We start from the raw sequence: 25,302 nt of genomic DNA, 5'->3' as shown, positions 1-25,302 counted from the left end.
TCTTCGTCGGGTGGCGGATACGCGAGCTCTGCCGCACGACCTTTTGGTCACGGTCACGTCGGCCGCTCTTGCTCGCCGCCCGCCGGGCGGTCGTAGCCGAGCCGGTTGAGGAGGCGGTGGGCGATGGCGGGCAGGGTGCCCGAACTGAGGATCTCCATTGCGGAGACTTCGGAGTCGAAGACCTGCCGGATCGCGGCGGCGAATTCGACGGTCAGCAGTGAGTCCGCGCCGAGTTGGTCGAGGCGGCGGGACCGGTCGATGTGTTCCGGGGTGGTCTGCAGAACCCTTGCGAGCAGGCCGGTCAGTGTGTCCTGCATGATGGCCGCCGCTTCTTCGGCGGTCGCGGTCGCCAGGGCGTCCCGGAGACGGACGCGGTCATCGTCGTCGCGCTGTGTCGAAGACGGGAGCATCGTGGCGGTGCGCGGCGCGTCCAGGCGCGGCAGCACCCGGCGCAGCAGGTCCCCCTCGATGTGACCGACTGCGACGACGTCGGCTTCGGCGTCGCCGAGCAGCTGGTTCAGTGCGGCGACGGCGTCGTGCGCGGTCAGGTGGCCGAGGCCGAGGCGGTGCATCTCATCGGCCCGGCCTGCGCGGTGCACGTATCCGGCGTCGCTGATGGCGCCCCACTGCACGGCGAGGCCGGGCAGCCCGGCGCGGCGGCGGTCACGGACGAGCGCTTCGAGTTCCAGGTTGGCGGCGACGTAGGCGGCCTGCCTGATGTTCCCGGCCAGCGCCGCCACCGAGCTGTAGACGACGAAGAAGTCCAGTCGGCGCTCCCTGGTCAGCTGGTCCAGCAGGCGAGCGGCGGTCGTCTTGGGCGTCAGGACGGTCCGGACTCGTTCGTCGGTCAGGTCGGTGAGCGGGGCGTCGTCGAGGACCATGGCCGCATGCACGACCCCGCCCAGGCGGCGGCCACAGGAGTCGATCCGGGCGAAGACCTCGCGCATGGCTTCCGGGTCGGCGGCGTCGGCGGCGAGAGCCAGCACTGTCGTGTCCAGCGCGTGCAGCTCTTCCAGCAGGGTGCGCGCTTCGTCCGTGCTCGGGCCGCGGCGGCTGATCAGGGTCACGTGGCGGGCTCCGCGGGCGGCCAGGTTGCGGGCGGTCGCCGCGCCGAACCCGCCCAGGCCGCCCACGATCAGGTAGGTGGCGTCGGGGTCCAGGGAGGGGGTCGCAGGACGGGGAAGGCGGACGGGTTCATCGAAGGTGATCACGGCCTTGCCGATGTGCCGGGAGTGCTGCAGGCAGTCGAAAGCCTCCTCGATCCGGTGCGCGGGGAAGGTCCGGTGGGGCAGGGGCCGGTACCGGCCGGTGCGTATCGCCTCGGTGATGGCCTCCAGGTGCGTGGTGGTCAGGTGCGTGGGGGCGGTGAAGAGGGCGGAAACGTCGACACTGAAGAACGCCAGGTTCGCGGCGAACGCCCCGAGCGGAAGGGACCGGTCGGCGAGGATGTCCTGCTTGCCCAGCTCGACGAACCTGCCGTACGGCTTGACCAGTTCCAGGCCCCGGATCAGGGCTTCGCCGGCCAGCGAGTTCAGCACGACGTCGACGCCGTGTCCGCCGGTGAGTTCCTTGACCTGTTCGACGAAGTCCAGGCTCCGCGAGTCCAGTACGTGCTCGACCCCGAGCAGGTGCAGCAGATCGCGTTTGGCCGGGGTCCCCGCGGTGCCGATGACGCGGGCGCCGATCTGGCGTGCGTACTGCAGGGCCGCCAGCCCCACGCCGCCGGCGGCCCCGTGGACCAGGAGCGTCTCCCCTGGAGCTAGCCGGGCCAGGTGGCCGAGACCGTGATGGACGGTGAGGTAGACCGTCGGCATGGTGGCGGCTTCGGCGAAGCCCAGATCAGCGGGGATCGGGATCGTCTGGTCGGCTCGGACGGTCACGTGCGAGGCGAGGCACCCGGTCGCCACGATCGCCACCCGGTCACCGGGGGCCAGGGCGGTTACGCCCGCGCCGACGGCGGTGACCACGCCGGCGCATTCCAGCCCCAGCGGCCGGGCCGGATCGGGGGCCGGGACGAGACCGGTGGCGACCAGAACGTCGCGGTAGTTCAGCCCGGCTGCTTCGACACGGACGGTGACCTCGCCCTCGCCCGGCTCGCGCACCGGCGTCTCCCGCCAGGCCAGGCGGTGTTGCAGACCGGTGCTGTGCAGGGTCAGCGTGTAGGGCCGGTCTGAGGACGGGTCGGACGCTTCGGGTCGCGGACGCACTCGTGTCACGAAGCGGCCCTCGCAGGTGAGCAGCACTTCGTCCTCGTCCGATCCGGCTGCCAGCTCCTGCGCCAGCCGTTCGGCCAGGACACGCGGGTCGGGGCCTTCCAGGGCGATCCGGCGGACCTTCAGATGGGGCTGTTCGTTGCCCAGCGTCCGCGCGGCGCCCCAGAGACCGGTCCCGGACGCGGCGAGCGGCAGGTTCGGTGTGCCTTCGGTGACGATCCAGAGGTTGAGGCCCGTGGTGTCGCGGGCCGCTGTGGCGAGTGCACGCAGCACCGCGAGGTGCCGCACCGTCTGCTCGACGCCCTGTCCGGCGCTCGGGCCGGCGGCGCCTGCCACGAGGACGACTCCGAGCGGGCCCTCGGACAGGTGTTTCGCCCAGTTGGTGGGATCGTCGTAGGCGGTTACGGCCTCGGCCCCGACCAGGCGGCTCAGCTCGGTCGCCAAGGAGCCGCCGTTGTCCAGTTCGGTGACCAGCCAGCGTCCCGAGGCGTCGGCGTCCGGGAGGGAGGGTGGTTGCACCGGCCGGTGGCGAGGGCGCCGTGCGGTGAGGATGACCGAGTGCGCAGCGCGTGCGGAGTCGTCGAGGTCACTCGTCTGCACCGTTCCGGTGAAGCCGCACTCGTCCAGGAGGGACTCCCACTGCTCACCGCCCAGCAGCGGCCGGGAACCCAGCACCTCGAACAGCGGCGGCACCAGCGGCGCGTGGAACTCCAGAGCGAGCAGGTGCCCGCCGTCGTTCAGGAGGTCGGCCACCCGGCGCAGGGCGGACGCCGGGTCGCGGCGGGCGCTCAGCGTGTGACCGGCGATGACCAGGTCGAAGGAGCCGGGGGTGAAGCCCTGCCCGGTGGGGTCGGCGTCCAGATCCAGGGTGCGGTAGTCGACGAAGTCGAAGCCCGCGAAGCGGCCCTGCGCCTGCGGGAAGCACGCCGTGGTGACGTCGGTGAAGGTGTAGCGGGTGAGCCGAGGCGGCAGATGCGCGAGCAGGGAGGCGGTGACCGTACCGGTGCCTGCCCCCACCTCCAGCACCCGCAACGGCCGTCCGGAAGGCCAGTCGGCGAGCATCGTTTGCAGCAGCCGTCCGGCCAGTCGCCGCTGCGAGCGCAGCAATGGGAAGCTTTCGGAGAAGCGCGCGGCCAGTTGATCCGGCATGCCGCACAGCAGTTCCCTTGCGTCTTGCTCGCCGCGCAGCACCGCCGCCAGGTTGCGGCCGCTGACGCCCCAGATGTGCAGGGCGGCGCTCTGGCCTGTCAGATCGTCCAGCGCCTCGCGGAACAGTTCCGCGGCCCGTGGCTCGGTGGCGACGCGCCATCGTCCAGGAGCAGGGCAGGTCAGGACGTCACGTTCGGCGGCCGTGCGGATCAGGGTCTGCACCAGCATGGTGTGCTCCGCGGCGACCCCGGCCGCGAACAGGTCGTCCAGGGTGAACACGTCCTGCCCCGGCAGCAGGCCGGCGACCGCTTGCGCGGTGAAGTGCGCGGTCAGGTCCAGCAGCCGCTCGTGCAGTCGGGCTTGGCCGTGGTCCGCCGCCGGTTCGGGCGGACATGCGGCGAGGACGTCACGGGGAGCGGGCAGCGGGCTCGGGGCCGCCGATGGGAGCACCCCGGGCAGGGGCGCGGCCCACAGGTCCTCGGTCAGCCGGGCGGGCTCGGCGGGACGGGCACCGTCGTAGCGGCGGGTCCGGCAGCCGAGGAGTTCCAGGGCGACCTCACCGTCCTGGCCGGTGACCGACACGTCCCACACCGTCTCCAGCGCGTCGGCCCGTATGGCGCGCGCGTGCAGGAACCCGGCGCGGGGCATGGGACGCCAGCAACGGATCTTCTCGATGCGAACCGGCAGGTACAACTTCCGTTCCTGCGCCAGCTCGGGCCACAGCGCGTAGTACAGCTGTATCGCCGCGTCCAGGACGGCGGGATGGGCCACGTGGGCTTCGCCGTAGTCGATCCGGGCACTGTACGCGGCCACGACGGCACCGGGGGCGGCCTGGAGCGACGTCACGCTCTGGAACGCGGGACCGTGTCGCAGGCCGGTGCGGGCGATGGCCGGGTAGAACCGCTCGGCCGCTTGCGGGCAGAGCGCCTCCGGCGCCGGAACCTCCAGCGCCGGCGGAGCGGCGCGCAGCAGGCGCCGGACCCGCCCGCGAGCGTGCTCGACCCAGTCGCCGACGTCACCGTCCTTGCTGACCATGGTGATCGTGCCGTCCTGCGACAGCGCGGTGTGCAGGCGGAGGCGGACCTGCGCATCGTCAGGGCGCAGGACCAGGGCGCGTTCGATGCCGAACCCGAGGATCTCGACCGGACCATCGAGCACCTCGCGTCCGGCCGACAGCCCCATGTCCGCGAAGGCCGCGGCCGGCAGCACGGCGTTCTCTCCGATGTGGTGGTCGACCGGCCATCCCAGCCGGCCGACGTCGAGCTCCTGGCTCCAGGACGGAGTGGGAGCGACCTGCCGCGTGCCCAGCAGCTGGTGCCCGGTCGGCCGGGCATCCGGTGCCTCGCTCCACCAGTCCGGGGTGCCGATCCAGTGACGTTCGCGCTGCCAGGGATAGGACGGGAGGGGAACGGCACGGCCCGGCCCGGGAAAGATCGCGTCCCAGGCGATCCGGGCGCCGGCCGCCAGCATCTGCGCGTGCGCGGTGTCCAGGGCCTCCACGCCGCTGTCGTCGCGCCTCATCGTCGACACGATCGCCACGGGATCCGGTCGGCGCGAGGAGATGCGGCGCAGGTAGGGGGCGAGCACCGGATGCGGACCTATCTCCACCAGCACGTCGCACTCGTGCGCGCCGAGCAGTGTGTGGACGGCATCGGCGAAACGGACCGGCTCGCGGACGTTGCGCCACCAGTAGTCGGCGTCGAGCATCGCGCCCTCGACCACGTCCCCGGTGACGGTGGACACCAGAGGGATCACGCACGCGGCCGGAGCCAGACCGTGCAAGGACGAACGGAGCGGCTCGTGCAACGCGTCCATCGCCGGACTGTGGAAGGCGTAGTCCAGGCCCAGGTCGCGGAAGAACAGGCCACGGTCTTCCAGCGTCTCGCCGAAGGCCGCCAGTGCCTGCGGGTCCCCTGCCAGGGTCACGTCCCGAGCGGCGTTGACTCCCGCGATGCAGATGCGGTCGCCGTGTCCCTGCTCCGTGATCCACCGCGCGGCCTGTTCCGGGCTCAGCCCCGCCGCCGCCATGCGGCCCATGCCCGCCGTGGGCGCCTGCGCCCGGCTGCGCTCGGCGATCACCCGGCACGCCGCCGCGAGGTCCAGGGCGCCCGCGCAGTAGGCGGCGGCCACCTCGCCCACGCTGTGCCCGGCGACGGCCGACGGCCGCACTCCTCGTCCGGCCAGGGCCGCCACCAGTCCCGCCTGCACCGCGAAGAGCAGCGGCTGGGCCACCTCGGTCCTGGCCCACCGTGCGGGATCGGCGGGCTCGGCCAGTTCCTCGCACACCGACCAGCCGAGGAGACCGGACAACACCTTGTCGGCCGCCCGGACCTCGGCTTCGAAGAGCGGGTCGATGGCCAGGAGTTCGCCGCCCATGCCGACCCATTGCGAGGCGTTGCCGCCGAACACGAAGGCCACCCGGCCGTGTCGGACGGCCTCTGCCGACGCGGCGCGCGGGAAGGTGTGTCGCTCGGTGAACGACCGCAGCCCTGCGGCCGCCTCCTTCGGGCCGTCGGCCAGCACCACCATGCGGCGTTCGTGCTGGGCGCGGCGGCGGCACGAGGTGTAGGAGATGTCGTAGAACTCCTCCTCGTCCGCCTTCTCCAGCCGCACGGCCCACTGCTCCGCCGCCTCGTCGAGCGCCTGGCGGGTACGGGCCGAGACGAGGACGGGAAGCCGCCTCGGCACGGCGCCGGCCGGTCCCGCTCCGGCCTCCCGTGCTTCCGCCCGCACGTTCACCGCGGCTCTCAGATCCGCGTCCTGCGTCACCGCGTTGGACGGGGGCGGCGGGGCCATCACGACATGGACGTTGGCGCCGCCGAAGCCGAAGGAGCTGACGCCGACGACGCGACGGTCGTCCGTGGACAACGGCCGCAGCGCGGTGACCGGTTCCAGCCCCAGGCCGGTGAAGTCGATCTCGTCGCTGAGGGGATCGGCGTGCAGGTTCGCCGGGATCCGGCCTTCCCGCAACACGGTGATCGCCTTGCACAGCCCCGCCACTCCCGCGGCGGACTCCAGATGCCCCATGTTGGACTTGAGCGACCCGATCGGTAGCGGCGCGCCGTCCCGCCGCTGCCCCAGCACCTGTCCCAGGGCCCGGCACTCGACGGGATCCCCGGCCTGAGTGCCGGTGCCGTGCGCCTCGACGTACGCCACTTCCGCGGGTGCCACGCCCGCCCGCGCGTACACCCGTTCCAGCAACGCGGCCTGCGCCCGGGTACTGGGCAGGGTCAAGCCCATGGTGCGGCCGTCCGCGTTGGCCTCGCTCGCCAGGATGACGCCCAGCACCCGATCCCCGTCACGCTCCGCCTCTCGCAACGGCTTGAGCAGCACCACCGCGGCGCCCTCCGCACGCACGAACCCGTCAGCGCGGGCCGAGAACGGGCGGCACCTGCCCGTCGGCGACAACATGGACGCCTGCGAGAAGCCCAGGTAGGGGTACGGGGAGACCAGAACGTTCACGCCGCCGGCCAGCGCCACCGGACTGCGGCCCGAGTTCAGCAACTGACAGGCCTGATGCACCGCCAGCAGCGACGACGAACAAGCGGTGTCCACGGTGTGCGAAGGCCCGTGCAGATCGAAGAAGTAGGAGACGCGGTTGGCGAGATTGCACATCGCTATACCGCTCATCGAGTAGGGCGCGGGCTGCACCCTGCGCGCCTGCAGAACCTCGTAGTCGTGCATGGCCGCGCCGGCTATGACCGCGGTGTCACTGCCCCGCAGGACGGCAGGATCGATCCCGGCATCGTCGAACGCCTCGACCGCACATTCGAGCAGCAGCCTTTGCTGGGGGTCCACCTGAGCGGCCTCCTTCGGCGAGATCTCGAAGAAGGCGGCGTCGAACGAGTGCACGTCTTCCAGGAACGCACCGGCCCCGGAGTACGACTTCCGCGCATGCTTTCTCCCCTCGCTCACCCACTGAGCGGCGTCGAAGCGATCCGCTGGGACCTCGCCGACCAGATCACGCTGCCCGACGAGCGCCTCCCACAGATCGTCGAGCGACCGTATCCCCCCGGGGAAACGACATCCGATCCCAATAACGGCTACGGGGCCGCCCGGGGCCGACGAATTCGACGTCCCTGCGAGATCAGTGATCAACACAACTCCTTACGAAGAGACCTTGGGCTCTTGGGCCAAGCCCCGGACAGCGGTCGGCCGGAGACGTCATACAGCCGACAGGTCGCCGGCAGCGCGAGATTCACGAAAGCGCTCGAACGAGGCCAGGTACGGCAGGTCTTCAAGTGCCTGGTCGGTGATGAACCGGCACACGAGGTCGGCGACCTCGTCGATGCGTTCCAGATGCGCCATGTGATCGGCCTGCCGGATCGTCGCGAAGGCCGCGTCGCTGAACGTGGCCGCGAACTCGCGACATGCCCGGGGAGGGGTCAGCACGTCGAACTCGCCGGTGAAGAGCAGGACGGGTCCTTCGTAAGCACCGCCGGGCGTGTCAGGAAGAGCAGCGAGGGCCCGCCAGCGGCGAGCGAGACGCGTGAGCTCGTCGCGCGTCATCCGGCCGAACATCGCGGTCAGCCGGTCTCGCACCACGTCCCGCCCGGCCACCGGGCTGCCGGGCGTGGGGTCCACCAGCAGCCGCAGGACCGCATCGACCTCGGCCTGGCCGATGTCAGCCGTTTCCTTCTCCAACCAGGCCGGGGCCGTGTCCGCATGCAGGCGGCGCAGTTCGGCCGCCGACGCGACGGCGCCGACGAGTACCAGCCGTCGCACCCGCTCCGGGTACCGCTGAGCGAACTGATACGCCAGCGGACCCGTGGCGGACCCGCCGACGAGATTGACGCGCGAAAGCGGCACCTCGTCCATCACCTTCAGCAGCGCGCGGAGAAAGAAGTCGGGCGGTGCGTCGGCCGGAACATCGTCCGCGTCGCCTGAGCCGGGCAGGCTCACCTGGACGAGGGTGGCGACATCCTTCATCGAGATGGACAGACCGCGATCATGCATGCGCGCGAACACGTCGTGCGTGTACACCACGGGAGCCGTCTTCGGGGCGTCGTCATTCCACAGGATGCGGCAGCTGAATTGGAGTCCATCGACGACGAACGTTCGAATCTCGTCATCGGGAACAGCGAAAACGTCCATCAAAGGTCCCATCGATGCTTCAAGTGTCCATTTTTCACCCACCCGGGGGGGCACACTGGTCCGCAAGAGAGCGACGCATAGGGAGACATCGCGTATCTCGGCCGACCGAACTCCATGCACTCCGCGCCGACAATTAAGGCGATCGACTCATAACAGCACGCAGGCTCTTATGCCCTACGTCAGCCCGGGACCGAGCGGCCCCGAACCGGGCGGGAGCGACCCGCTTTCGTCGCCCGTATGGGCGCTGCCACAGAATTCGGCCGGTGCGCCGTTGCAGGCGTCGCAGCCATCGCACACCGCACTTCCGGCACCGATGACATGCTCGTCTATGGCGTTGACCGACGAGAGCGCCGAGACTCGAGTGCGGTCGCCTGCCACGGCCCGTGGGGCATTGGCCGCCTTGCCGAAGCCATGGCCCGCACCCGCACCGGCGAAGAGAGTCACGCCGATCGCGCGCCGATCGTCACGGAGGCCAGGAAGGGGGACCGCATGCACCACTCCGGATCTTCACATCCAGCCCAAGATGGACAATGTGCAATCGTTCAACTACGGTGAGTGAGCGTAGTGCATCCTGGTCCACGCGTTCAACAAACGGCTCGGTAGGCGTTCACGACTTCAAGCGTGCGGCGGACGGCGTGTTCGGCGGGGAGGCAGTTCTCCTCGCTCAGCCCGCGGGTGGCCGAGGCGGCAGCGGCTTCACCCCGCGCGAGGCGCCAGGGCCCTTCCGGGCTGCCGCTGCGGCGCCGCGGCCAAGCGCGTACCGGCATCGACCAGGGCCACCGACCTGGTCCAACAAGACCTCCGACGCGACGGCCCGAACCTGCTGCGCAAGGTCCTCACCTCGGCGGGGCGATCGAGGTGAGGCCCCGCGCGTCAGCGCCAAGCGCCCGACCCGGTCACGGGCGAGGGACAGCGGTTCTCCTCGGTGATCCTGCCGCCCTGGGCTCGGACACAGGCGCTGAGGTTGCCGCCAGGGCCGGGAGCCGGATCGGGATCAAGGGCTCCAGTGCACGCCGCGTCCGACAATGCGACCACAGTCACGGCAAATCCAGTTCGGGACACCCGAATCCATCCCCCGCTGCTTCTTCACGCCATGTTCGTGAAGACAGGTCGAGTCGTGATAGCGCGGATAGCCCGCGCTCGGCGACCTGGGCGGTCGGTGCATCTCCTTGCGGTAGATCCACCGCTCTATTGCGTCCAGGAGCCGCTCGACAAGCCGGTCGAACCTATCGCCCATGAAGAGACGGTAACGCTTTGTCACCCAGATGGCCCAGGGCGCCGAGCGGTCGGCTCCGGCCCGCCCGTACCCGGGCCTACCAGCCACAAGGACTTCTCAAAACGCGTCGAGTTCCACCGGAGTGGGGAACACACAGTCACGGACCTGCGCATAGAGCCAGTGAGCACGAGGTATTCGGAGGTAGGAATGAAGGCGATCGTCGTGACCGACCAGGCCGCGGAAGCGGCCGGAATCAAGCTGGCGGAGCGGCCCGAGCCGGCGCCGGCGATCAACGACGTCGTCGTTGAAGTCCATGCGTCGGGTTTCGTCCCGGCAGAGTGGGAGTGGCCCTCGACGTGGGTCGATCGCTCCGGTCACGACCGGGCCCAGGCGATCATCGGACACGAGTTCGCCGGAGTGGTCGCCTCCCTCGGCTACGGCACGACGGGACTCTCGCTGGGCCAGCGGGTGTTCGGGATCACGGACTGGCACCGCGATGGAACCCTGGCCGAGTACGCGGCCGTGGAGGCACGCAACCTGGCGCCGCTGCCCGGGGCCGTCGACTTCACGGTGGGTGCGAGCCTGCCGATCTCCGGCCTGACCGCATGGCAGGGCCTGTTCCAGCATGGTCGCCTTCGGGCGGGGCAGAGCGTCCTCGCGCACGGCGCCGCCGGCGCGGTCGGATCGATGGTGACGCAGCTCGCCCGGGAGTTCGGCGCTTACGTCATCGGTACCGGGCGGGCGGCGGACCGCCAGGCGGCGCTCGACTTCGGCGCGAACGAGTTCCTCGCCCTCGACGAGGGGGACCTCGAAGACGTCGGAGGGGTCGACCTGGTCTTCGATGTCATCGGTGGCGACGTCCAGAGGCGCTCGGCGGGCATCATCCGGCCCGGCGGGACGCTGGTGTCGGTGGTCGGTCCCGTTGGGACCCGCCCCGTCGACGGTCTCGCGGTCGACTTCGTCGTCGAGTCCGTTCCGAGTCAGCTGGTGGAGATCGTCGACCGGGTGCGGGACGGGCGCCTTCGCACGCACATCGGCACCGTCGCGACCCTCGACGACGCCGTCCCTGTGCTCAACCCGACCGAGCGGCGCAAGGGCAAGACCGTCATTCGCGTGCGCCCCTGAGCCTCCTGGAACGGACGGGAGCGGGCAGGAGTCGACGAGAGAAACGTTCAGGCAGTCGAGGCGTGGCCGCTGCTGCCGACGGGTGATGCGGCCTTGCGGCCGGTCGGAAAAGCCGTCACGGTGACGGCTCTCCGACCGGCACTCCCGAACGTCGAACCGCCGGATATGCGTCATCCGAGCTTGACGGTGGTGAGGGCGACGTTGTCGGCCGGGTGGGGGTCGGCGACCTTCGATGACGCGGTGGCGACCCCGATGGCCGCGGTGTAGTGCGGCCAGGTGTCGACGCGGAACGTGAGGGTGTGGGTGACCGTCGCGTTGGCCGCCAGGGACGAATCCCACCAGTACACCACCGGGCCGATCCGGGATCCTTCCGGTGCGCTGGTGACGGTGACGCCCCAGGGCACGTTGAGCCCGGTCGCGATGCCGGTCGCGGTGCCGGGTCCGGCGTTGTGGACGGTGATGGTCTCGGTGAACGTCGAGCCGTCCCCCGCCGCCGCGGGTCCGTGGACGGTCACGGCGAGATCGGCGGACGGTGCGCCCGGCGCGGACGGGGTGACCGCGTTGGAGGGGGCGGACGCGGGTCCGGTCCCAGCGGAGTTGGTGGCGGTCACGGTGAACGTGTAGGAGTCGCCGTTGGTCAGCCCGGTCACGCCGATCGGGCTTGCGCTGCCGGTGGCGGTCTGGCCGCCGCGCGCGGCGTCGGTGTGGTCGGTCGCGGTGACCTTGTAGGAGGTGACCGGGCTTCCCCCGTCGCCGGCCGGCGCGGTGAAGCTCACCGTGGCCTGCGCGTTGCCGGCGACCGCGGTGACGCCGGTCGGCGCGCCCGGCGCGGTGACGGGCGCGGCCACGGTCAGGGAGATGTGGTCGGAGCTGCCCGCGTAGGAGTCGTCGCCGGAATAGGTGGCGGTGATCTGGTGCGTCCCGGCGGTGAGGTCGGACGTGACGCAGTTGGCCTGCCAGGTCGTGCCTCCGCCGGAGGTGAACGAGACCGCCCCGCAGCCGGGAATCGCGGATCCGTCACCGGCGAACGCGACGGTCCCGCCGCCGTCGCTCGGGTCGACGAGGGCGTGCAGGGTGACCGGTTGTCCGGCGGTCGCGGCTCCCGCGCTGAGGGTCGTGGTGGACGGCGTGCGCCAGGTCAGGGTGATCTGGCCGTTGTCGCCGTGCTCGCCGGCGAAGGAGTAGAACGGGCTGGTGGCCGTGCTGGTGAGGTAGGACGTGCCGCCCGCGCCCCCGCCGCCGCCGTTCCCGGCGGCGTCGTCGCCGCCGTTCCCACCGCCGCCGCCGATGCCGTAGCAGTCGTTGACTCCGGTCGAGTCCCGCGAGCACCGGTCGATGCCGGCTCCGCCACCGCCACCGCCCCCGCCGATCTCCGCGACACCACCGGGAGCGGGTGGGGTCCGGCCGGGCAGGCCGCTGTGATGGAGCTGCGAATCGAACTGGTCGGCGGACCCGCCGGCGCCGCCCTCGCCGAGACTGGCCCGTGCGGTCAGGCCGTCGCCTGCGGGGTTGCCGCCGAAGCCGCCGCGGCCGCCGCACTGGGCGTCGATACCGCCCTTGCCGCCGCCACCGCCGCCGCCACCGCCGACCACGAGGATGTCGTCGTCGTTGTGTCCGGTCCCGGTCCATACGACGCTGGCCGCTCCGCCGCCACCGCCGCCACCGGACGCCCCGAAGCCGGCGCCGCCACCGTGACCGCCGGCGAACAGCCCGTCCGGTGTGCCCGTTCCGCCGGGGCCGCTGAGGTGCCCGCCACCACCGACCCACATCGACAGCGTCTGCCCGGGCGTGACCGGGACGTCCGCCTTCACCTCGCTGGCGGCGCCGGAGCTGCTGGAGCCGCAGGACGAGGCGTTGTTCCCGTCTGCGCCGGCGCCGCCGATCACGTCCATCGTGACGCTGTGCACCCCGTCCGGCACGGTCCAGGTCTGGTATCCGGCGGCGAAGACGAAGTCGGCCGTGTTCAGGGTCGTCGCGGACGCCGGGCGGACGGCCGCGAGCGGGATGACGATCAGGCCGGCGGCGACGGCCCGCGCCGCCACCCCGGTTCGTCTCTTCCGTCCGTGCCGCGCCAGTGCAGGGTCGGTGGTGGTGTTCGTGTCAGACATCGCGAGTGGTCCTTCTCCCTTTTATGGCACGCGTCGTTCGGCACGTACTCAACGGCGGCGGTCAACTGATCTGCGTGCGGGTCGCGGCGTGACCGCCCGCCGTCATGGTGCGGTCCGGCCGCACTGTGCAGCCCTGGTCAGGCCGCCGCAGCCAGTGCGCCCGGCTACCGGGGATCGCGGCCGGGCTCCGCCTGGGGACGGGGCGGGCCGTCCCGGCGGGCGGCGTCGAGGGTGTCCTCGATCAGCCCGGTCAGCGCCATCCATCCGGTGAAGGCCCGGCCCGTGCCTGCGCTTCCGTCGTGGACGACTCCGGCGATGGGGTCTGCCGACAGGTCGAATTCGATCGTCAAGCGGGCGTGCGCGGAACCGGGCATGAACCGAGGGTCCGCTCCCCCGGCCCGGGTCGCGCCGGTCGGCACATGCTGATCTTTTGCGGGCGGCACCCCGAGAATTCGGCGCGGCGGAAGGCGGGCCGGATCCTCGGGGTGCCGCCCCGGCGGCCGGGCCGGTCACCGGCGGGCCAGGGCGGCGGGCAGGTCGCGGCGCGAGTCGATGCCGAGTTTCCGGTAGGCGTGCCCCAGGTGGGTCTGGATGGTCTTCGTGGTGACGAACAGCGCCTGGGCGATCTGGGAGTTGGTCATGTTCTCGGCCGCCAGCTCGGCCACCCTCCGCTCGGTGGGGGTGAGCGCGTCGGGGCCGGTGTGGGCCGCGCGCCGCGGCCTGGCGCCGGTGGCGAGCAGTTCCTGGCGGGCCCGCTGGACCAGCGGGACGGCGCCCATGCCGTCGGAGAGCTGGAGGCCCTCGCGCAACGGAGGCTGGGCGGCGGACCGCCGGCCGGCGCGGCGATGAGCGGCGCCGAGTTCCACCAGGGCGTGCGCACGCTGCAAGGCGGAGGGACTCTGCCGCAGGACGTCGACGGCCTCGGCGAGCAGCGGCAGCCGTTGCTCGCCCGGGCTGATCGCGGCCTGTGTGCGCAGGGCCAGGCCGAGCGCTCGCGCCGTGCCCGTCCAGCGTGCGCGCTCGACCATCTCCGATGCCAGCGCGTGAGCCTGCTCCGGTCGCCCGGCGGCGTCGGCGGCCAGGACGGCGACCCGCCGCCAGGGGACGAAGCCGGGGTGGTCGATGCCGAAGCCGGAGGAGAGGACCCGCCCGGCTTCCCGCGCGTCGGCCAGGGCCTCGGCCGGCCGGCCGTCGGCGAGGGCGAGCCGGGCGCGGGCGGACAGCGTGATGGCCTGGTCCATCGAGTCCGGTTCGGCGGCGGTCAGCGCGAGGGCGTCGCGGGCAGCGGCGAGGTCGCCGCGTTCGAGCTGGGCATGGACCTGCAGCGCTGCGTTCCACGGGTCGCCGGCGGTCCACCCCTCGCGGCTGGCGACCATCGCTTGGTCGAGGTCGGCGAGGGCGTCGACGAGGTCGCCGCGATGGTAGCGGCCGATGGCCCGGCTGTAGCAGGCCATGGAGTAGCCGAGCAGCGAGCCGCACCGGCCTGCGGCCGCCAGCGCCGCGTCACAGAGCCTTTCGGCAGAGTCGAGCTCGTCGACGCAGCAGAGCGCCTGGACGACCATCCCCATCAGGATCCCGTGCGTGGCGGGGTCGATCAGCGGATCAGCGGCGGTGGCGCGCTCGGCGAGCGGGCGCAGCCGTGACGCGGGTTCGGCGGCGAAGGCCAGCCGCAACACCAGATGGGCGAGCAGAGCGGGATGTTCGGGCGGCCGGCCCTGCCGGGCCGCCGCGACGACCGGCCGCAGCCGCTGCTCGGCCAGCGGGTGCAGTGGCGCCCGGAACGTGGTGAGCGTCAGGTAGTCGGCCAGCAGCGGTGCCATCGCGGGGTCATCGGGGGCGAGCCGGGACAGGGCCTGGTCCATCGCCTCGGCTCCCGCCCGGTGCTCGCCGAGCGTGAAGCGCAGCCTGCCCAGGGCGGTGAGGCCCCGGGTACGGTCCGCGGACTCGCCCAGCAGCGCCAGGGCCTCATCGATGTGCTCAGCGGCGGCGGGCTGACCGCACTGCATCTCGGCGTCGGCGAGGTCGAGCAGCAGAGCCGCCCGCCCGGCCGGCTCCGGGGGCTCCTCGAGCGCGCGGGCCAGCAGGTGGGCGGCGGCATCCGGATCGCCCCGCCCCATCGCCTGACCGGCCGCGCTCCGCAGGATCGACACGGTCCGCCGGTCACCGTCGGGGCGGGTCAGCAGCAGATGGGCCGCGACGGCCCCGACCGGCGCGGCGTCCGCTTCGAGGATGTCGGCGGCCCGGCGGTGCGCGCGGGCCCGGGCGTAGGCCGCCAGATCGGCGTAGACGGCGTTGGCGATCAGCGGGTGCGCGAAGCGCAGCGGTTCCCCGGGGCCGAGGATGTGGGCCTCGGCCAGCATGTCCGCCGCCGCCTCCGCGGTGAGCGGGTCCAGCCCCGCGAGCAGCCGGGCGCGGCGCAGCGGAGTCCCGTCGGCCAGCACCGCGACGGACTCGGCCAGCCGCCTGGCCGGCTCGCCCAGGCGGGCCAGACGCACCAAGACCGAGTGCAGAACCGAGTCGGGGACCAGACGCCGCACCCGGGAGACCGACCCCGCCACCGGGGGGATCCCGTCGTCACCCAAGGCCCGCACCAGTTCCCATGCCAGGAACGGGTTTCCGCCGCTCACCTCGGCACACGCATGGGTGAACTCCGGCTCCGCACCAGGCAGTCCGGCTGCCACCATCCGGTCCACCGCGCCGGCACTGAGCGGGCGCGGTTTGAGCACCCGGCCCGGCCGATCCCGCAGCCAGTCCAGCACCGCACGGTCGGTCGGCTCTTCCCCGCCGCGCACCGCCACCGCCAGAACGACCGGCAACTCGCCGAGTCGGGCCGCCAGAAACGCCAGGAAGCCCAGCGAGGACTGGTCGGCCCACTGCGCGTCGTCGACCTCGATCAGCAGGCCCTTCGCACCCGCATCGCCGGTCCGGGCCCCGGACGCGAGGTTCCCGGTCAGCCAGTACAGCCCGCGGACGAGCGCGGACGGGTCCGCCTGGCCCGGCGCGGCCGGATCGAACAGCGAAGTGGCCAGCGCGGCGTGACCGGCCAGCAGCCGGCTCCGCTCCTCACCCGACGCGGCGATCAACGCCGGGGCGAACAGCTCCGACGCGACGCCGAACGGGGCGCCGCGCTCCAGTTCGATCCCCCGCGCCCTGCACACGGTCATGCCGAGGCCGTCGGCCACTTCACCGGCCGCCGACAGCAGTCGCGACTTGCCGATCCCGGCCGGCCCCTCCACCACGACCAACGACCCCGCACCCCGGCACGCCGCCGCCAGAGCCTGCGATAACCCCGCCAGCTCGGCCGCACGCTCCAGCAGGTCGCCCGTGGCCGCGCCGTCTACGGACGCACCTTCCGCGGACGGTCCGTCCACCCGCACGCCATCACGCCGTCCCCGGTCATCGCCCATGCCTCCCTCCCGCCCAGACCCTCGGTGTCAGCCGCATACAGCGGGCAACAGCAGCCGGGTGAGATCCGGCAGGACGAGTATCTCCGACCAATGCGACACCTGCCAGAGACCCGCATTCGGCATCCGAGCCGACCTTGTCCGCATGACCGCCCAAACCCTGGAACACCGCCGCCCGGCGCGGACGGAGACCGCGGGCCCCGTTACGCAGCACCGCGTCCGGCCGCACCAGTCGCCGCGAGCAGCACCCAGTCAGAACCGGTGAACCGCGGCCTCATCCCATCCAGTGAGCACTCGGGGCCTAGGCGGCGTCGATGTCGTCGACGAAGTCGAGGACGGCCTTCGCCAGTTCCTCGGGAGCCTCCATCGCCGCGTAGTGGCCGACGCCGTCGAGCTGGACGGACCTGATCTCCGCTGACGCGGCCTGCGACAAGCTCTGGGCCGTGAACGGGCCGCCGCCGGCCCCGACCGCGAGAACGGGCACGTTCAGCCCGGGAGACTCGGCGAGGGCCTTGAGCTCGGGCCCCTCACGAAGGAGCGACCGGTAGACGCCGGCCGCGCCGCGCCAGCCGTCCGGGCGTGCGTAGGTGCGGGCGAAGTCGTCGATGTCGGCATCGGTGACCGCGCCCGCGGCGGCGGTCATGGAGGGGAACGCGTACTGCCCGAGGAACTCGCGCTCACGGCCGGCCAGGAGCATCTCGGGAATGCCGGGCGCGGCGAGGACCCCGATGTGCCAGGCGCCGCTGCGGGCGACGTCGGCCAGCATCTCCCAGCCGAAGCCGGGCAGGCCCGTCTCGATGGCGGTGAGGCTGAGCACGTCCTCCGGGTGGGTGACGGCCAGCCGGAAGACGGTCGCCCCGCTGATGTCCTGCCCGGTCAGGTGGACGGGGCCGAGGCCGAGGTGCGCGATCAGCTGGTGCAGGTCCTCGGCCGCGGCCTCGCTGTCGTGGCCACCCGGCGCGGTGTCGGAGTCACCGAAGCCGCGCAGGTCCACGGCGAAGACCCGGTGGCCGGCGGCGAGCAGGGGCATGAGCTTGCGGAAGGCCCTCCACGTCTCGGGGAACCCGTGGACCAGCAGGACCGGAGACCCGGTCGTCCCGGCGGCGGCGTAATGCAGGGTCGTTCCGTTGACGTGGGCGCGGTGGTGGGTGATCTCGGGGACGGCGAGTCCCGCTGGTGCGGTGGCCATGTCTCTCTCTCCTCATTTCGACAGCCTGACTGTCCAATATAGTCAGTCCGGCTGTCTTTTGTCGAGGTCATATCCTGCTCGCATGTCTCGCTCAGGCGCAGATCTCGCGCTCCTGCTGCTCGGGGGCTTCCGCACGCTCGTGGACGCCGCCACCGCCGAGCTGGCCGATCGCGGCTACGAGGACGTGCGTCCCGTCCACGACTTCGCCATACGGGCCATCGCCGCCGGCGCCGACAGCGCCTCGGAGCTGGCCCGCCGCCTGTCGATCACCAAGCAGTCGGCCGCCAGGACCATCACCGTCCTGCAGGAGCGCGGGTACGTCGAACGCGACACCGACCCGCGCGACGCCCGCCGCAAGCGCCTTCAGGTGACCGAACTCGGGTTCGACGTGCTGCGCCAGGGCGAGGCGGTCTTCGAGGAGCTCCGCGAGCAGTGGGCGCAGCGAATCGGCGCCGCCGAGCTGGAGGGCATCGAAAGACACCTCACGGCGCTCGTGGGCGCGCAGCCGGTGCGCTTCGACACGCCGGCGTGGATCGCCCGCGATATGGGAGAGCCGGCCTGAGCCAGGTGGCGGACGGACGGACGCGACGGCAACGGCGTTGCCCTGCGGACGCGCACGCAAGGGATGCAGGCTCGCGGCCACGCGCAGGTACCGAAAGCGGGCCGCGGTCGGCGGAGCTGCCGCTCTCGAAGACGTTCCCGTTGCCGCCTCCGGCGTGGGGCCGGCCGGCGGTGACGTCCCTCATGGCCCTCCGGTCCGACCCCACCGACTCGGTGACGAGCAGACCCAGCCGCGGAGCCACACGCCGACCGATAAGTGGCTACCATCACGCCCCGTGATCACTGTGGCTACCTGGAACGTCCTGCACCGTGTCCATGCCGAGAACTGGAGTGAGGATGTCCTGGCGCGCTGGCCGGACGAATCGGAGCGGATCGCCGCCGTTACGGCGCGGTTGGTGACGCGGACCGAGCAGGTCATCGCGCTTCAGGAGGTCAGCGGTGACCAACTGGCCAGCATCCGCCTCGCACTGCCCGAGCGAACCGTCCATACGTTGCGGTATCCGCGCGTCCCGGCACCACGCCACGCCATCCGTCCGCTGCGCGCCCCCGAGGAGTACCTCGTGCTTCTGGTGGACGGACAGAGCCGCAAGGTCGCCGCCGACTCCTTCGAGGACGATCCGGGCAAGGGAGCGCTGTCCGTCGAGACCGCCGGGACGCTCGTCGTCGCGACCCACCTGAGCGGTGATCAGCGACGCACGCGCCAGCTGGCACGCCTGGCCGAGCTGACCGCCGCTCCACCGGGACAGGCGGCGGTGCTTCTGGGCGACTTCAACACCGACCGTGCCACCGTGGCGTCGGCTCTGGGCCCCGGTTACGACGTCGTGGATCTCCCGCCGGAAGCCCTGCCGACACGGCCGCGAACCTCAAGCTCGGAGCCACAGTGGATCGACCACGTGGTCGTGCGGGGCGGGAGAAACAGCAGCGCGGCCGTCGAGGACGTCGGCGGCCTCTCGGACCACAATCTCCTCCGCGCGAACATCACGCTGTGAGCTCGGCGGCAACGCGCGCGGCCGGACGCCGCCACGAACTTGATCGACGCGTGCAGCGGTCGCGCTAACGCCGCCATCATCAGGCCACAGCCCGCCGCAGCCACCGCCAATTCCTTTTCTTACGACCTGCTTCTCCTAGGGGGCGGGGGTGACGAGGCCGGATTCGTAGGCGATGATCACCAGTTGGGCGCGGTCGCGGGCGTGGAGTTTGGTGAGCAGGCGGCCGATGTAGGTCTTCACGGTGGCCAGGCTCAGGTGCAGGTGGTCGGCGATCTCGGTGTTGGACAGGCCGGAGGCGACCAGGGTGAGGACCTGGCGTTCCCGGTCGGTGACGCCGTCCAGGACGCGCGGGAGCGGGCGTTCGGGCTAGGGTCGGCGGGCGAACTCGGCGATGAGGCGGCGCGTCACGGTGGGGGCCAGAAGGGCTTCGCCGGCGGCGACGACGCGGACGGCGTTGAGGAGGTCGCCCGGTGGGGTGTCCTTGAGCAGGAAGCCGGCCGCTCCGGCGCGCAGGGCCGCGAAGACGTGGGCGTCCAGGTCGAACATGGTGAGCATGAGCACTCGGACGTGGGTGGTGCGGGTGTCCTGGTGGATCTGGCGGGTGGCTTCGATGCCGTCCAGGTGGGGCATCCGCACGTCCATCAGGACGACGTCGGGCCGCAGGGTGCGGGCGAGTTCGACGGCTTCGGCGCCGTTGGCGGCCTCGCCGACCACGGTCAGGTCGGGGGTGGTCTCGATGAGGGCGCGGAAGCTGCCGCGCAGCAGGACCTGGTCGTCGGCGACCAGGACGCGGATCGCCTCGGTCACCGGCCGCCGCCGCGGGGGCACGGGAGGGTGGCGGTGACCGCGAAGCCGCCCTCGGGGCGGGGACCGGCGGTAAAGGTTCCTCCGTACATCGCGACGCGTTCGCGCATGCCGACCAGTCCGTGTCCGCCGGTGCCCGGCTTTGAGGCCGGGCGGCTCGCGCCGTCGTCGAGGACCTGGATGTTCACCTGGCGGGCCGCGATGTCCACCGTGGCCCGGCAGCGGGCGGGCGCGGCGTGCTTGACCGCGTTGGTGAAAGCCTCCTGGACGATCCGGTAGACGGTGAGCTGGAGTGCTTCGGGGAGATCGTATTCGCCGGAGACGGTGAGTTCGACCTCGACTCCGGCGGCCCGGACGTGCTCGGCCAGGTCCTGCAGTCCGCCGATGCCGGGCTGGGTGAGGTCGGTGCCCGGCGCGGAGTCCCGGCGCAGCATGTCGAGCAGACGCCGCATCTCGGCCAGGGCGTCGCGGCTGGTCGTCTCGATGACCCGCAGCGCCTGGCGGGCCTCCTCGGGGCGCGCCTCGGCGATGTGGTTGGCGACCCCCGCCTTGACGGCGATCAGCCCCATGCCGTGCGTGACCACGTCGTGCAGCTCGCGGGCGATCCGCAGCCGCTCATCGGCCAGGATCCGGCGCGCCCGCTGCTCGGCCAGGCGGGCCGCGTGCCACCTGCGGCGCCGCAGCAGGTGACCGGTCAGCCAGCCGCCGGCTGACAGCAGCCAGGCCGCGGCCGTCCAGCCGGCGGCCGCCACCACGCCGTACCGGGGATGGACCATCTGCGCGATCACCGCGGCGCCGGTCGCGGCGGCCACGCACCCGCCCAGCGCGCGGGCCGACCACCGCGCCGGCTCGATGGACGCGACGGTGCACAGCACGAGCGCGGTCGCCGCGAACGGATCCCACAGCACACCGGTCACGGCCGCGGCGCACGACACGGCCGCCGCTGCCGCCAACGCGCGCCGGGGCCGGCGCCGCCGCACCGCGACGATCGAGCCCAGCGCGACCGCGACCATGCAGGACGCCGGGAAGGACAGGGTGAAGTCCGGCCGGTCCTTGAGCATGTTCCCGGCGACGACCACGTCCACCGCGACCACGACGACCGCCAGCGGCACGTCCAGGGCGCGCAGCCGGCCCCGGCGCAGCAGCTGCGCCTGGCGGGCCGAGAAGTCGGCTTCGTCCACGGGACGCACGTTATCGGTGCAGGTCACCCCACCACATCAGACCACAATGGATCATCCTCGGGGAGGATCGTGCCACCCTGGCGCCCAATGGTGCCCGCACCAGGCTGAACCAGGAATGTCGGTCCCGGGCCGATCCGCCGAAGCGTGCCGCGCGGGCAGCCTGTGGGGCATGTCTTCAACACGACCCCCGACGCACCTCGCTCCCCCGTTCCCGGGCCGGTGGCTCGCCGGGACCTCGCTGGTGCTCGGGCCCGTCTTGCTGCTGGCCGGGGTGCTCCTGCGGGCGAGGTTCCACTTCTTCTTCCCCGACCAGCTGGCCGCCTACGACCGGCACCCGACGCTGATGACGGCGTCCTACAGTTGCTTCGCCGCCGGAACCGTGGCGCTGTGCCCGGCCGTCAGCGCCCTGGTCACCCGCATCGGCGCCACCCATCCGACCTTGGCGGCCTTCGGCGGTGGGCTCACCCTGCTGGGTCTGTTCGCCCGCACCTTCCACGCCGGAGCGGACCATCTGGCCTTCCAACTCGTCGACGCCCAGGGGCGGCGAGCGGCCACCACCGCCGTCGCCGACTCCTACCAGGCGTTCCACATCTTCCAGTACACCTCATTCGCGATCATGCTCGGCTGGCTCGTGCTGGCGATCGGAGCCTGGCGCTCCGGCGTACTCGGCCCCGTGCGCTGCCTCGCACTGGCGCTCATGGCACTCCTGCCCCTCGGGGTCCTGAAAGGCACCACGCCCCTGTCGATCGCGGGCACGACGGCACTGTGCATCGCGCTCATCCCGCTCGGACTCGCGACCCTCCGCGACGGCCCCCGCCCCACCCGCGGGTCGATGGCCCGGTTCGGCATCGCCGCCCTGGCGATAACGGCCCTGGGATTCGTCTCATCACTAGGATGACCCGCCCCAGGGAGCGGGATGTTGCGGCGTACGAGAGATACCCGCGCCCCGTCGCTCACACCGCAGTCGTCTCACACCACAGCCGCCCTCGACCTCCTGCCGCCGACACGCGAGGGCGGCCTGCGTTCGCTCGGGTTCGCACACCAAGGCGTCGGGCGCAACGACCTTGTGACAGAACACGGATCAAGGCGATGAGGCACGGCCGGTGCCCCATCCAAGCCATCGGTGAAGTGAGGCGAGGGACGGACGAGCATGTGTCTTGGCGCGGTGACGGGCGCGCCGGGCACGGGTGGGAACTTGGGCGGGCGATCCCTGAGTGCTGTCAGTCGGCTCGTTCGCCGTCAGACTCGTCGAATTGGACAGGGCGATGATCTCAAGCGCATCGGCCACACGGGTGGCATCAATGGGCCGGGTCTCGGGCTGCTTGGCCAGCAGGCGCAGTATCGCCTGCTCCAACTCGGTTGATATCCAGGGTTGCAGCCGGCTGGGCGGGGTCGGGGATTCGTGCAGGTGTCGGTGGAACAGTGCAGTAGCGGTGTCGGCCTCAAAAGGTCGCTGCCCGGTGGACAGTTCGTACAGCACGCATCCCAGTGCGTAAAGGTCGCCGGCCCGACTCGGTGGGTGTCCCGAAGCGAGTTCAGGAGCCAGGTAAGCGGCGGTGCCCAGCACCGCCCGCGCTGGTTGTCCGGAGGCGGCGGGGCCCGGACGACGGGCAATGCCGAAACCGGTGAGCTTGAGAACGCCGTCATCGGTCAGCAGCAGGTTCGCCGGCTTGACGTCCCCGTGGACGACACCGGCGGCGTGGGCGGCGGCCAGCGCTCGGGCGGCCTGTGCACCCAGGTCTGCGACCTGCGAGGGCGCCAACGGACCTTGCCGCTTCAAGACCGCGGACAGGTTTCGGCCGGGGACCAGTTCCATGATCAGAAAAATGCGGTCGCCGTCGGCGGCCGCGTCATAGATCTGCGCAACGTTGGGGTGCACCAGCCGGGCGGCGTAACAGGCCTCCCTCAAGATCCGTTCACCGGGCGCGCCTGCCACATCGTCGCGGAGCGGGTCCTGGTGCGGGTCGGCGAATGGAACGCGATCCAGCAACTTGACCGCGACCAGGCGGCCCAGCGACACATCCTTGGCGCACCACACCTCGGCCATGCCGCCCCGGCCGACCGGCTCGATCAACTCATACCGGCCGGCCAGCAGCACCGAGCCCTCTGCCGCGCGTCCGTGTCGTCCCATCACTCCAGACCTCAGCGCCACATGCGACGGCCCTGCCCAAGCGGGCCAACCACGCGTTCCTGTCCGCGCACCTCCACTTGATAGAGCGCCCAGAACGACCGCTCTGTCACACCAGACCGCTTCCCCTCCCCCGCCACGCTTTCAGGGGGGCCTGGCTGATCGCCCAGCGCGGGCACGGGGCCAGGCCACTCGCATGCCGGGGCCCTGCCCCAGGCTCAATGCATGGCACGGCCGGCAGGTCGCCGCCCGCCGCATCACGGGGACCCGAAGGAGTGTCGCTGCCGGTGCTGGCCGCGCTCTGCGACATCTTCGGCCTCATCCCCCGCCGACCTGATCGCCTACCCCCGAGAACGTCGCCCGCAAGACCGCCACCGGCAACAGCGGTCCGGTCGTCGACCTGCGCGGGCCGGACTCATCCCTCCGTCCCGCGGGACGACCCCGCCTTCGCCGCCTTGGCTGGCCGGGCAACAGCACTGGTGGACCCACGAACGCCGCAAGCTCGACCACCGGCTCTTGGTCGCCCTGATCTCCATGCCGATCCCGTTGCGCGGGCTGGTCTGAATCGACGCCCCCCCGCGTCCCGGAGTATCTGCGCGGCCTGGCGCGCGGCGACGTCGCGCTCACCCACGAGGCCTGCACGAACTGGCGGCGGTTATGACCTCACTTGCCGGTGTCGCTGAGGTTGGCGGGCCGGTCGTAGGTGAGGAACGCGGCACCGCTGGCGAGCACGGTGTGGTCGGTCAGTTCCCAGGTCCGCGGGTCGAATGCGGCCGTGCGGGAGAACAGGGGGATCCCGGTGCCGATGGTCAGCGGTCCCACCTTGAGGATGAGCCGGTCGATCTCGCCGTACAGAGCGCCGGCGAGTTCACCGCCGCCGACCAGCCAGATGTCCTTGCCGTCCTCGCGCTTGAGCTCCCTCACCTTCGCGACGGGATCGGTGGAGACGAGTTCGACGGCGGAGTCCGGGCTCTCGTTGAGGGTCCGGGAGAAGACCAGGTGCCGCAGATGCGGATATGCGTTGGTGAGCCCGGCCTTCAGCCCGATCTCGTAGCAGCGGCGTCCTTCCACGACGGTGTCGAAGTGGGTGCCCTCGGCGGTGACCGACAGCGCCGTGCGGGCCGGTCCGGGAAGGGTCTCGGGGTAGTTGGCGACGAGGTGCTCGATGTAGTCGGCGGGGGTGGGCCAGAAGCCGTCCGGGCCCGTGGGGTCGGCGCCGTCCGGGCCGGCGATGAAGCCGTCGAGGGTGGTGGCGATGTAGTACACGAGCTTTCGCATGAAGATGCCTCTCCTGGTGACGGCAAACGTAGTACTGTGCTTGCAGTGGTTTGAACTTAGTACTTCAATTGCAGTGGTGTCAACCGCTGCTCCGTGGAGGTTTCCATGCGGCAGAACCCGGCTCGGCGCACCGCGCTCCTTGACGCCGCCATCGACGTCCTGGCCAGGGAGGGCTCGCGCGGCCTGACGCTGCGCGCGATCGACAAGCAGGCGGGCGTGCCCACCGGCACCGCCTCCAACTACTTCGCCAACCGGGACGAACTGCTGGCCCAGGTGATGCGCCGCACCCGCGAGCGCCTCACCCCCGACCCCGAGGTGCTTGCCGAGACCATGAAGCAGGCGCCGTCGCACGAATTGGTCGCAGAGCTCATGCGCCAGCTGCTGACCCGGATGCGCAACGACCGCGCCGGCAACCTCGCCATGCTGGAACTGCGCCTGGAGGCCACCCGCCGCGCCGACCTGAACGCCGAGCTCAGCGGCTTCCTCACCGAGGAGAACCGGGAAGTCGTCGACTACCACGTCAACGCCGGACTGCCCGGCGACCGCACCGGCGTCGCCCTGCTCTACTTCGCCATGTCCGGACTGATCGTGGACGACCTCACCGCCCCCGCCCTCCTGGAGCCCTACTCGGTCGACGACCTCATCGAGCAGATGGTGAACCGCCTCCTCCGCTGAGGCCGAGGCCACCGGACGGCGGCCCGCCGTCCCACCGCAAACCTCGGGGTGTTGCCAGAACTCATCGACAAACGCTGCCGCCAGACGCGGACGGAACCAGCCTCCCGAGCGTCGTGAGCGGCGGCGCCATCGACGGCATGACGAGCACGAAGATGCCCGCGAAGACCAGCGTGTGACCGCGTCGGCAA

The 25,302-nt window shown here is 71.7% G+C and carries 14 protein-coding genes and 1 pseudogene; 5 read left to right on the top strand and 10 right to left on the bottom strand.

Annotated elements, in window-relative coordinates; all coding sequences use genetic code 11:
- Positions 1-53: 53 nt before the first annotated feature.
- Complete coding sequence (locus J4557_RS44015; RefSeq protein WP_307800556.1) at positions 54-7,463, bottom strand: SDR family NAD(P)-dependent oxidoreductase; 7,410 nt, start codon at positions 7,461-7,463, stop codon at positions 54-56.
- 63 nt (positions 7,464-7,526) lie between these two features.
- A complete protein-coding gene (locus J4557_RS44010) occupies positions 7,527-8,456 on the bottom strand; it encodes an alpha/beta fold hydrolase (protein ID WP_208272983.1) in 930 nt (309 codons plus the stop codon).
- A gap of 1,423 nt (positions 8,457-9,879) precedes the next feature.
- Here J4557_RS44010 and J4557_RS44005 point away from each other — a divergent pair.
- A complete protein-coding gene (locus J4557_RS44005) occupies positions 9,880-10,797 on the top strand; it encodes an NADP-dependent oxidoreductase (RefSeq protein WP_208272981.1) in 918 nt (305 codons plus the stop codon).
- A gap of 170 nt (positions 10,798-10,967) precedes the next feature.
- Here the strand turns inward: J4557_RS44005 and J4557_RS51360 are convergent, their stop codons facing one another.
- The 4 genes from J4557_RS51360 to J4557_RS43985 form a co-directional block, all read right to left on the bottom strand.
- A complete protein-coding gene (locus J4557_RS51360; RefSeq protein ID WP_279576412.1) occupies positions 10,968-12,905 on the bottom strand; it encodes an Ig-like domain repeat protein in 1,938 nt (645 codons plus the stop codon).
- A gap of 164 nt (positions 12,906-13,069) precedes the next feature.
- Complete coding sequence (locus J4557_RS43995) at positions 13,070-13,279, bottom strand: hypothetical protein (RefSeq protein ID WP_208272979.1); 210 nt, start codon at positions 13,277-13,279, stop codon at positions 13,070-13,072.
- A gap of 135 nt (positions 13,280-13,414) precedes the next feature.
- On the bottom strand, positions 13,415-16,312 hold the full coding sequence (locus J4557_RS43990; protein ID WP_208272977.1) for a helix-turn-helix transcriptional regulator: 2,898 nt from the start codon (positions 16,310-16,312) through the stop codon (positions 13,415-13,417).
- A gap of 298 nt (positions 16,313-16,610) precedes the next feature.
- Complete coding sequence (locus tag J4557_RS43985; RefSeq protein WP_208272975.1) at positions 16,611-17,498, bottom strand: alpha/beta fold hydrolase; 888 nt, start codon at positions 17,496-17,498, stop codon at positions 16,611-16,613.
- Between the two features lie 82 nt (positions 17,499-17,580).
- Between J4557_RS43985 and J4557_RS43980 the strand changes: the two genes are divergently transcribed.
- The gene (locus J4557_RS43980; protein WP_208272973.1) at positions 17,581-18,060 is read left to right on the top strand and encodes a MarR family winged helix-turn-helix transcriptional regulator; all 480 of its coding nucleotides are present in this window, start codon (positions 17,581-17,583) and stop codon (positions 18,058-18,060) included.
- A 274-nt stretch (positions 18,061-18,334) separates the two neighbouring features.
- On the top strand, positions 18,335-19,048 hold the full coding sequence (locus J4557_RS43975) for an endonuclease/exonuclease/phosphatase family protein (protein WP_307800555.1): 714 nt from the start codon (positions 18,335-18,337) through the stop codon (positions 19,046-19,048).
- Positions 19,049-19,183: 135 nt separating this feature from the next.
- Here J4557_RS43975 and J4557_RS43970 read toward each other — a convergent pair.
- A pseudogene (locus J4557_RS43970) lies at positions 19,184-19,843 on the bottom strand (response regulator).
- 8 nt (positions 19,844-19,851) lie between these two features.
- Positions 19,852-21,033: a sensor histidine kinase gene (locus J4557_RS50420; RefSeq protein WP_208272971.1), complete on the bottom strand. Its 1,182-nt coding sequence runs from the start codon at positions 21,031-21,033 to the stop codon at positions 19,852-19,854.
- Between the two features lie 169 nt (positions 21,034-21,202).
- Here J4557_RS50420 and J4557_RS43960 point away from each other — a divergent pair, with 169 nt between their 5' ends.
- Positions 21,203-21,931 (top strand): hypothetical protein, encoded by a 729-nt coding sequence (locus J4557_RS43960; protein ID WP_208272969.1) that lies wholly within the window; start codon positions 21,203-21,205, stop codon positions 21,929-21,931.
- A gap of 183 nt (positions 21,932-22,114) precedes the next feature.
- On the opposite strand, the gene J4557_RS43955 is transcribed toward J4557_RS43960, so the two are convergent.
- Positions 22,115-23,131, bottom strand: a complete 1,017-nt coding sequence (locus tag J4557_RS43955; protein WP_208272967.1) for a serine/threonine-protein kinase — start codon at positions 23,129-23,131, stop codon at positions 22,115-22,117.
- Positions 23,132-23,824: 693 nt separating this feature from the next.
- The gene (locus J4557_RS43950) at positions 23,825-24,439 is read right to left on the bottom strand and encodes a dihydrofolate reductase family protein (protein ID WP_208272965.1); all 615 of its coding nucleotides are present in this window, start codon (positions 24,437-24,439) and stop codon (positions 23,825-23,827) included.
- A 105-nt stretch (positions 24,440-24,544) separates the two neighbouring features.
- Between J4557_RS43950 and J4557_RS43945 the strand changes: the two genes are divergently transcribed.
- Entirely contained in the window at positions 24,545-25,114 is a 570-nt protein-coding gene (locus J4557_RS43945; RefSeq protein ID WP_208272963.1) for a TetR/AcrR family transcriptional regulator, read from the top strand.
- Positions 25,115-25,302: the final 188 nt, after the last annotated feature.

The sequence above is a fragment of the Actinomadura nitritigenes genome (assembly GCF_017573545.1).
Lineage (GTDB): Bacteria > Actinomycetota > Actinomycetes > Streptosporangiales > Streptosporangiaceae > Spirillospora > Spirillospora nitritigenes.
Note: the sequence above shows the minus strand (reverse complement) of the source record. Positions and strands in the feature narration are given on the sequence as shown.

Excerpts from the sequence above, each read along its gene's own strand:
- J4557_RS44010 (WP_208272983.1), bottom strand. The coding sequence starts at position 8,456 with ATGGACGTTTTCGCTGTTCCCGATGACGAGATTCGAACGTTCGTCGTC.
- J4557_RS51360 (WP_279576412.1), bottom strand. The coding sequence starts at position 12,905 with ATGTCTGACACGAACACCACCACCGACCCTGCACTGGCGCGGCACGGA.
- J4557_RS43990 (WP_208272977.1), bottom strand. The coding sequence starts at position 16,312 with ATGGGCGATGACCGGGGACGGCGTGATGGCGTGCGGGTGGACGGACCG.
- J4557_RS43960 (WP_208272969.1), top strand. The coding sequence starts at position 21,203 with ATGTCTTCAACACGACCCCCGACGCACCTCGCTCCCCCGTTCCCGGGC.
- J4557_RS43985 (WP_208272975.1), bottom strand. The coding sequence starts at position 17,498 with ATGGCCACCGCACCAGCGGGACTCGCCGTCCCCGAGATCACCCACCAC.
- J4557_RS43945 (WP_208272963.1), top strand. The coding sequence starts at position 24,545 with ATGCGGCAGAACCCGGCTCGGCGCACCGCGCTCCTTGACGCCGCCATC.
- J4557_RS43995 (WP_208272979.1), bottom strand. The coding sequence starts at position 13,279 with ATGCCCGGTTCCGCGCACGCCCGCTTGACGATCGAATTCGACCTGTCG.
- J4557_RS43980 (WP_208272973.1), top strand. The coding sequence starts at position 17,581 with ATGTCTCGCTCAGGCGCAGATCTCGCGCTCCTGCTGCTCGGGGGCTTC.
- J4557_RS43950 (WP_208272965.1), bottom strand. The coding sequence starts at position 24,439 with ATGCGAAAGCTCGTGTACTACATCGCCACCACCCTCGACGGCTTCATC.
- J4557_RS44005 (WP_208272981.1), top strand. The coding sequence starts at position 9,880 with ATGAAGGCGATCGTCGTGACCGACCAGGCCGCGGAAGCGGCCGGAATC.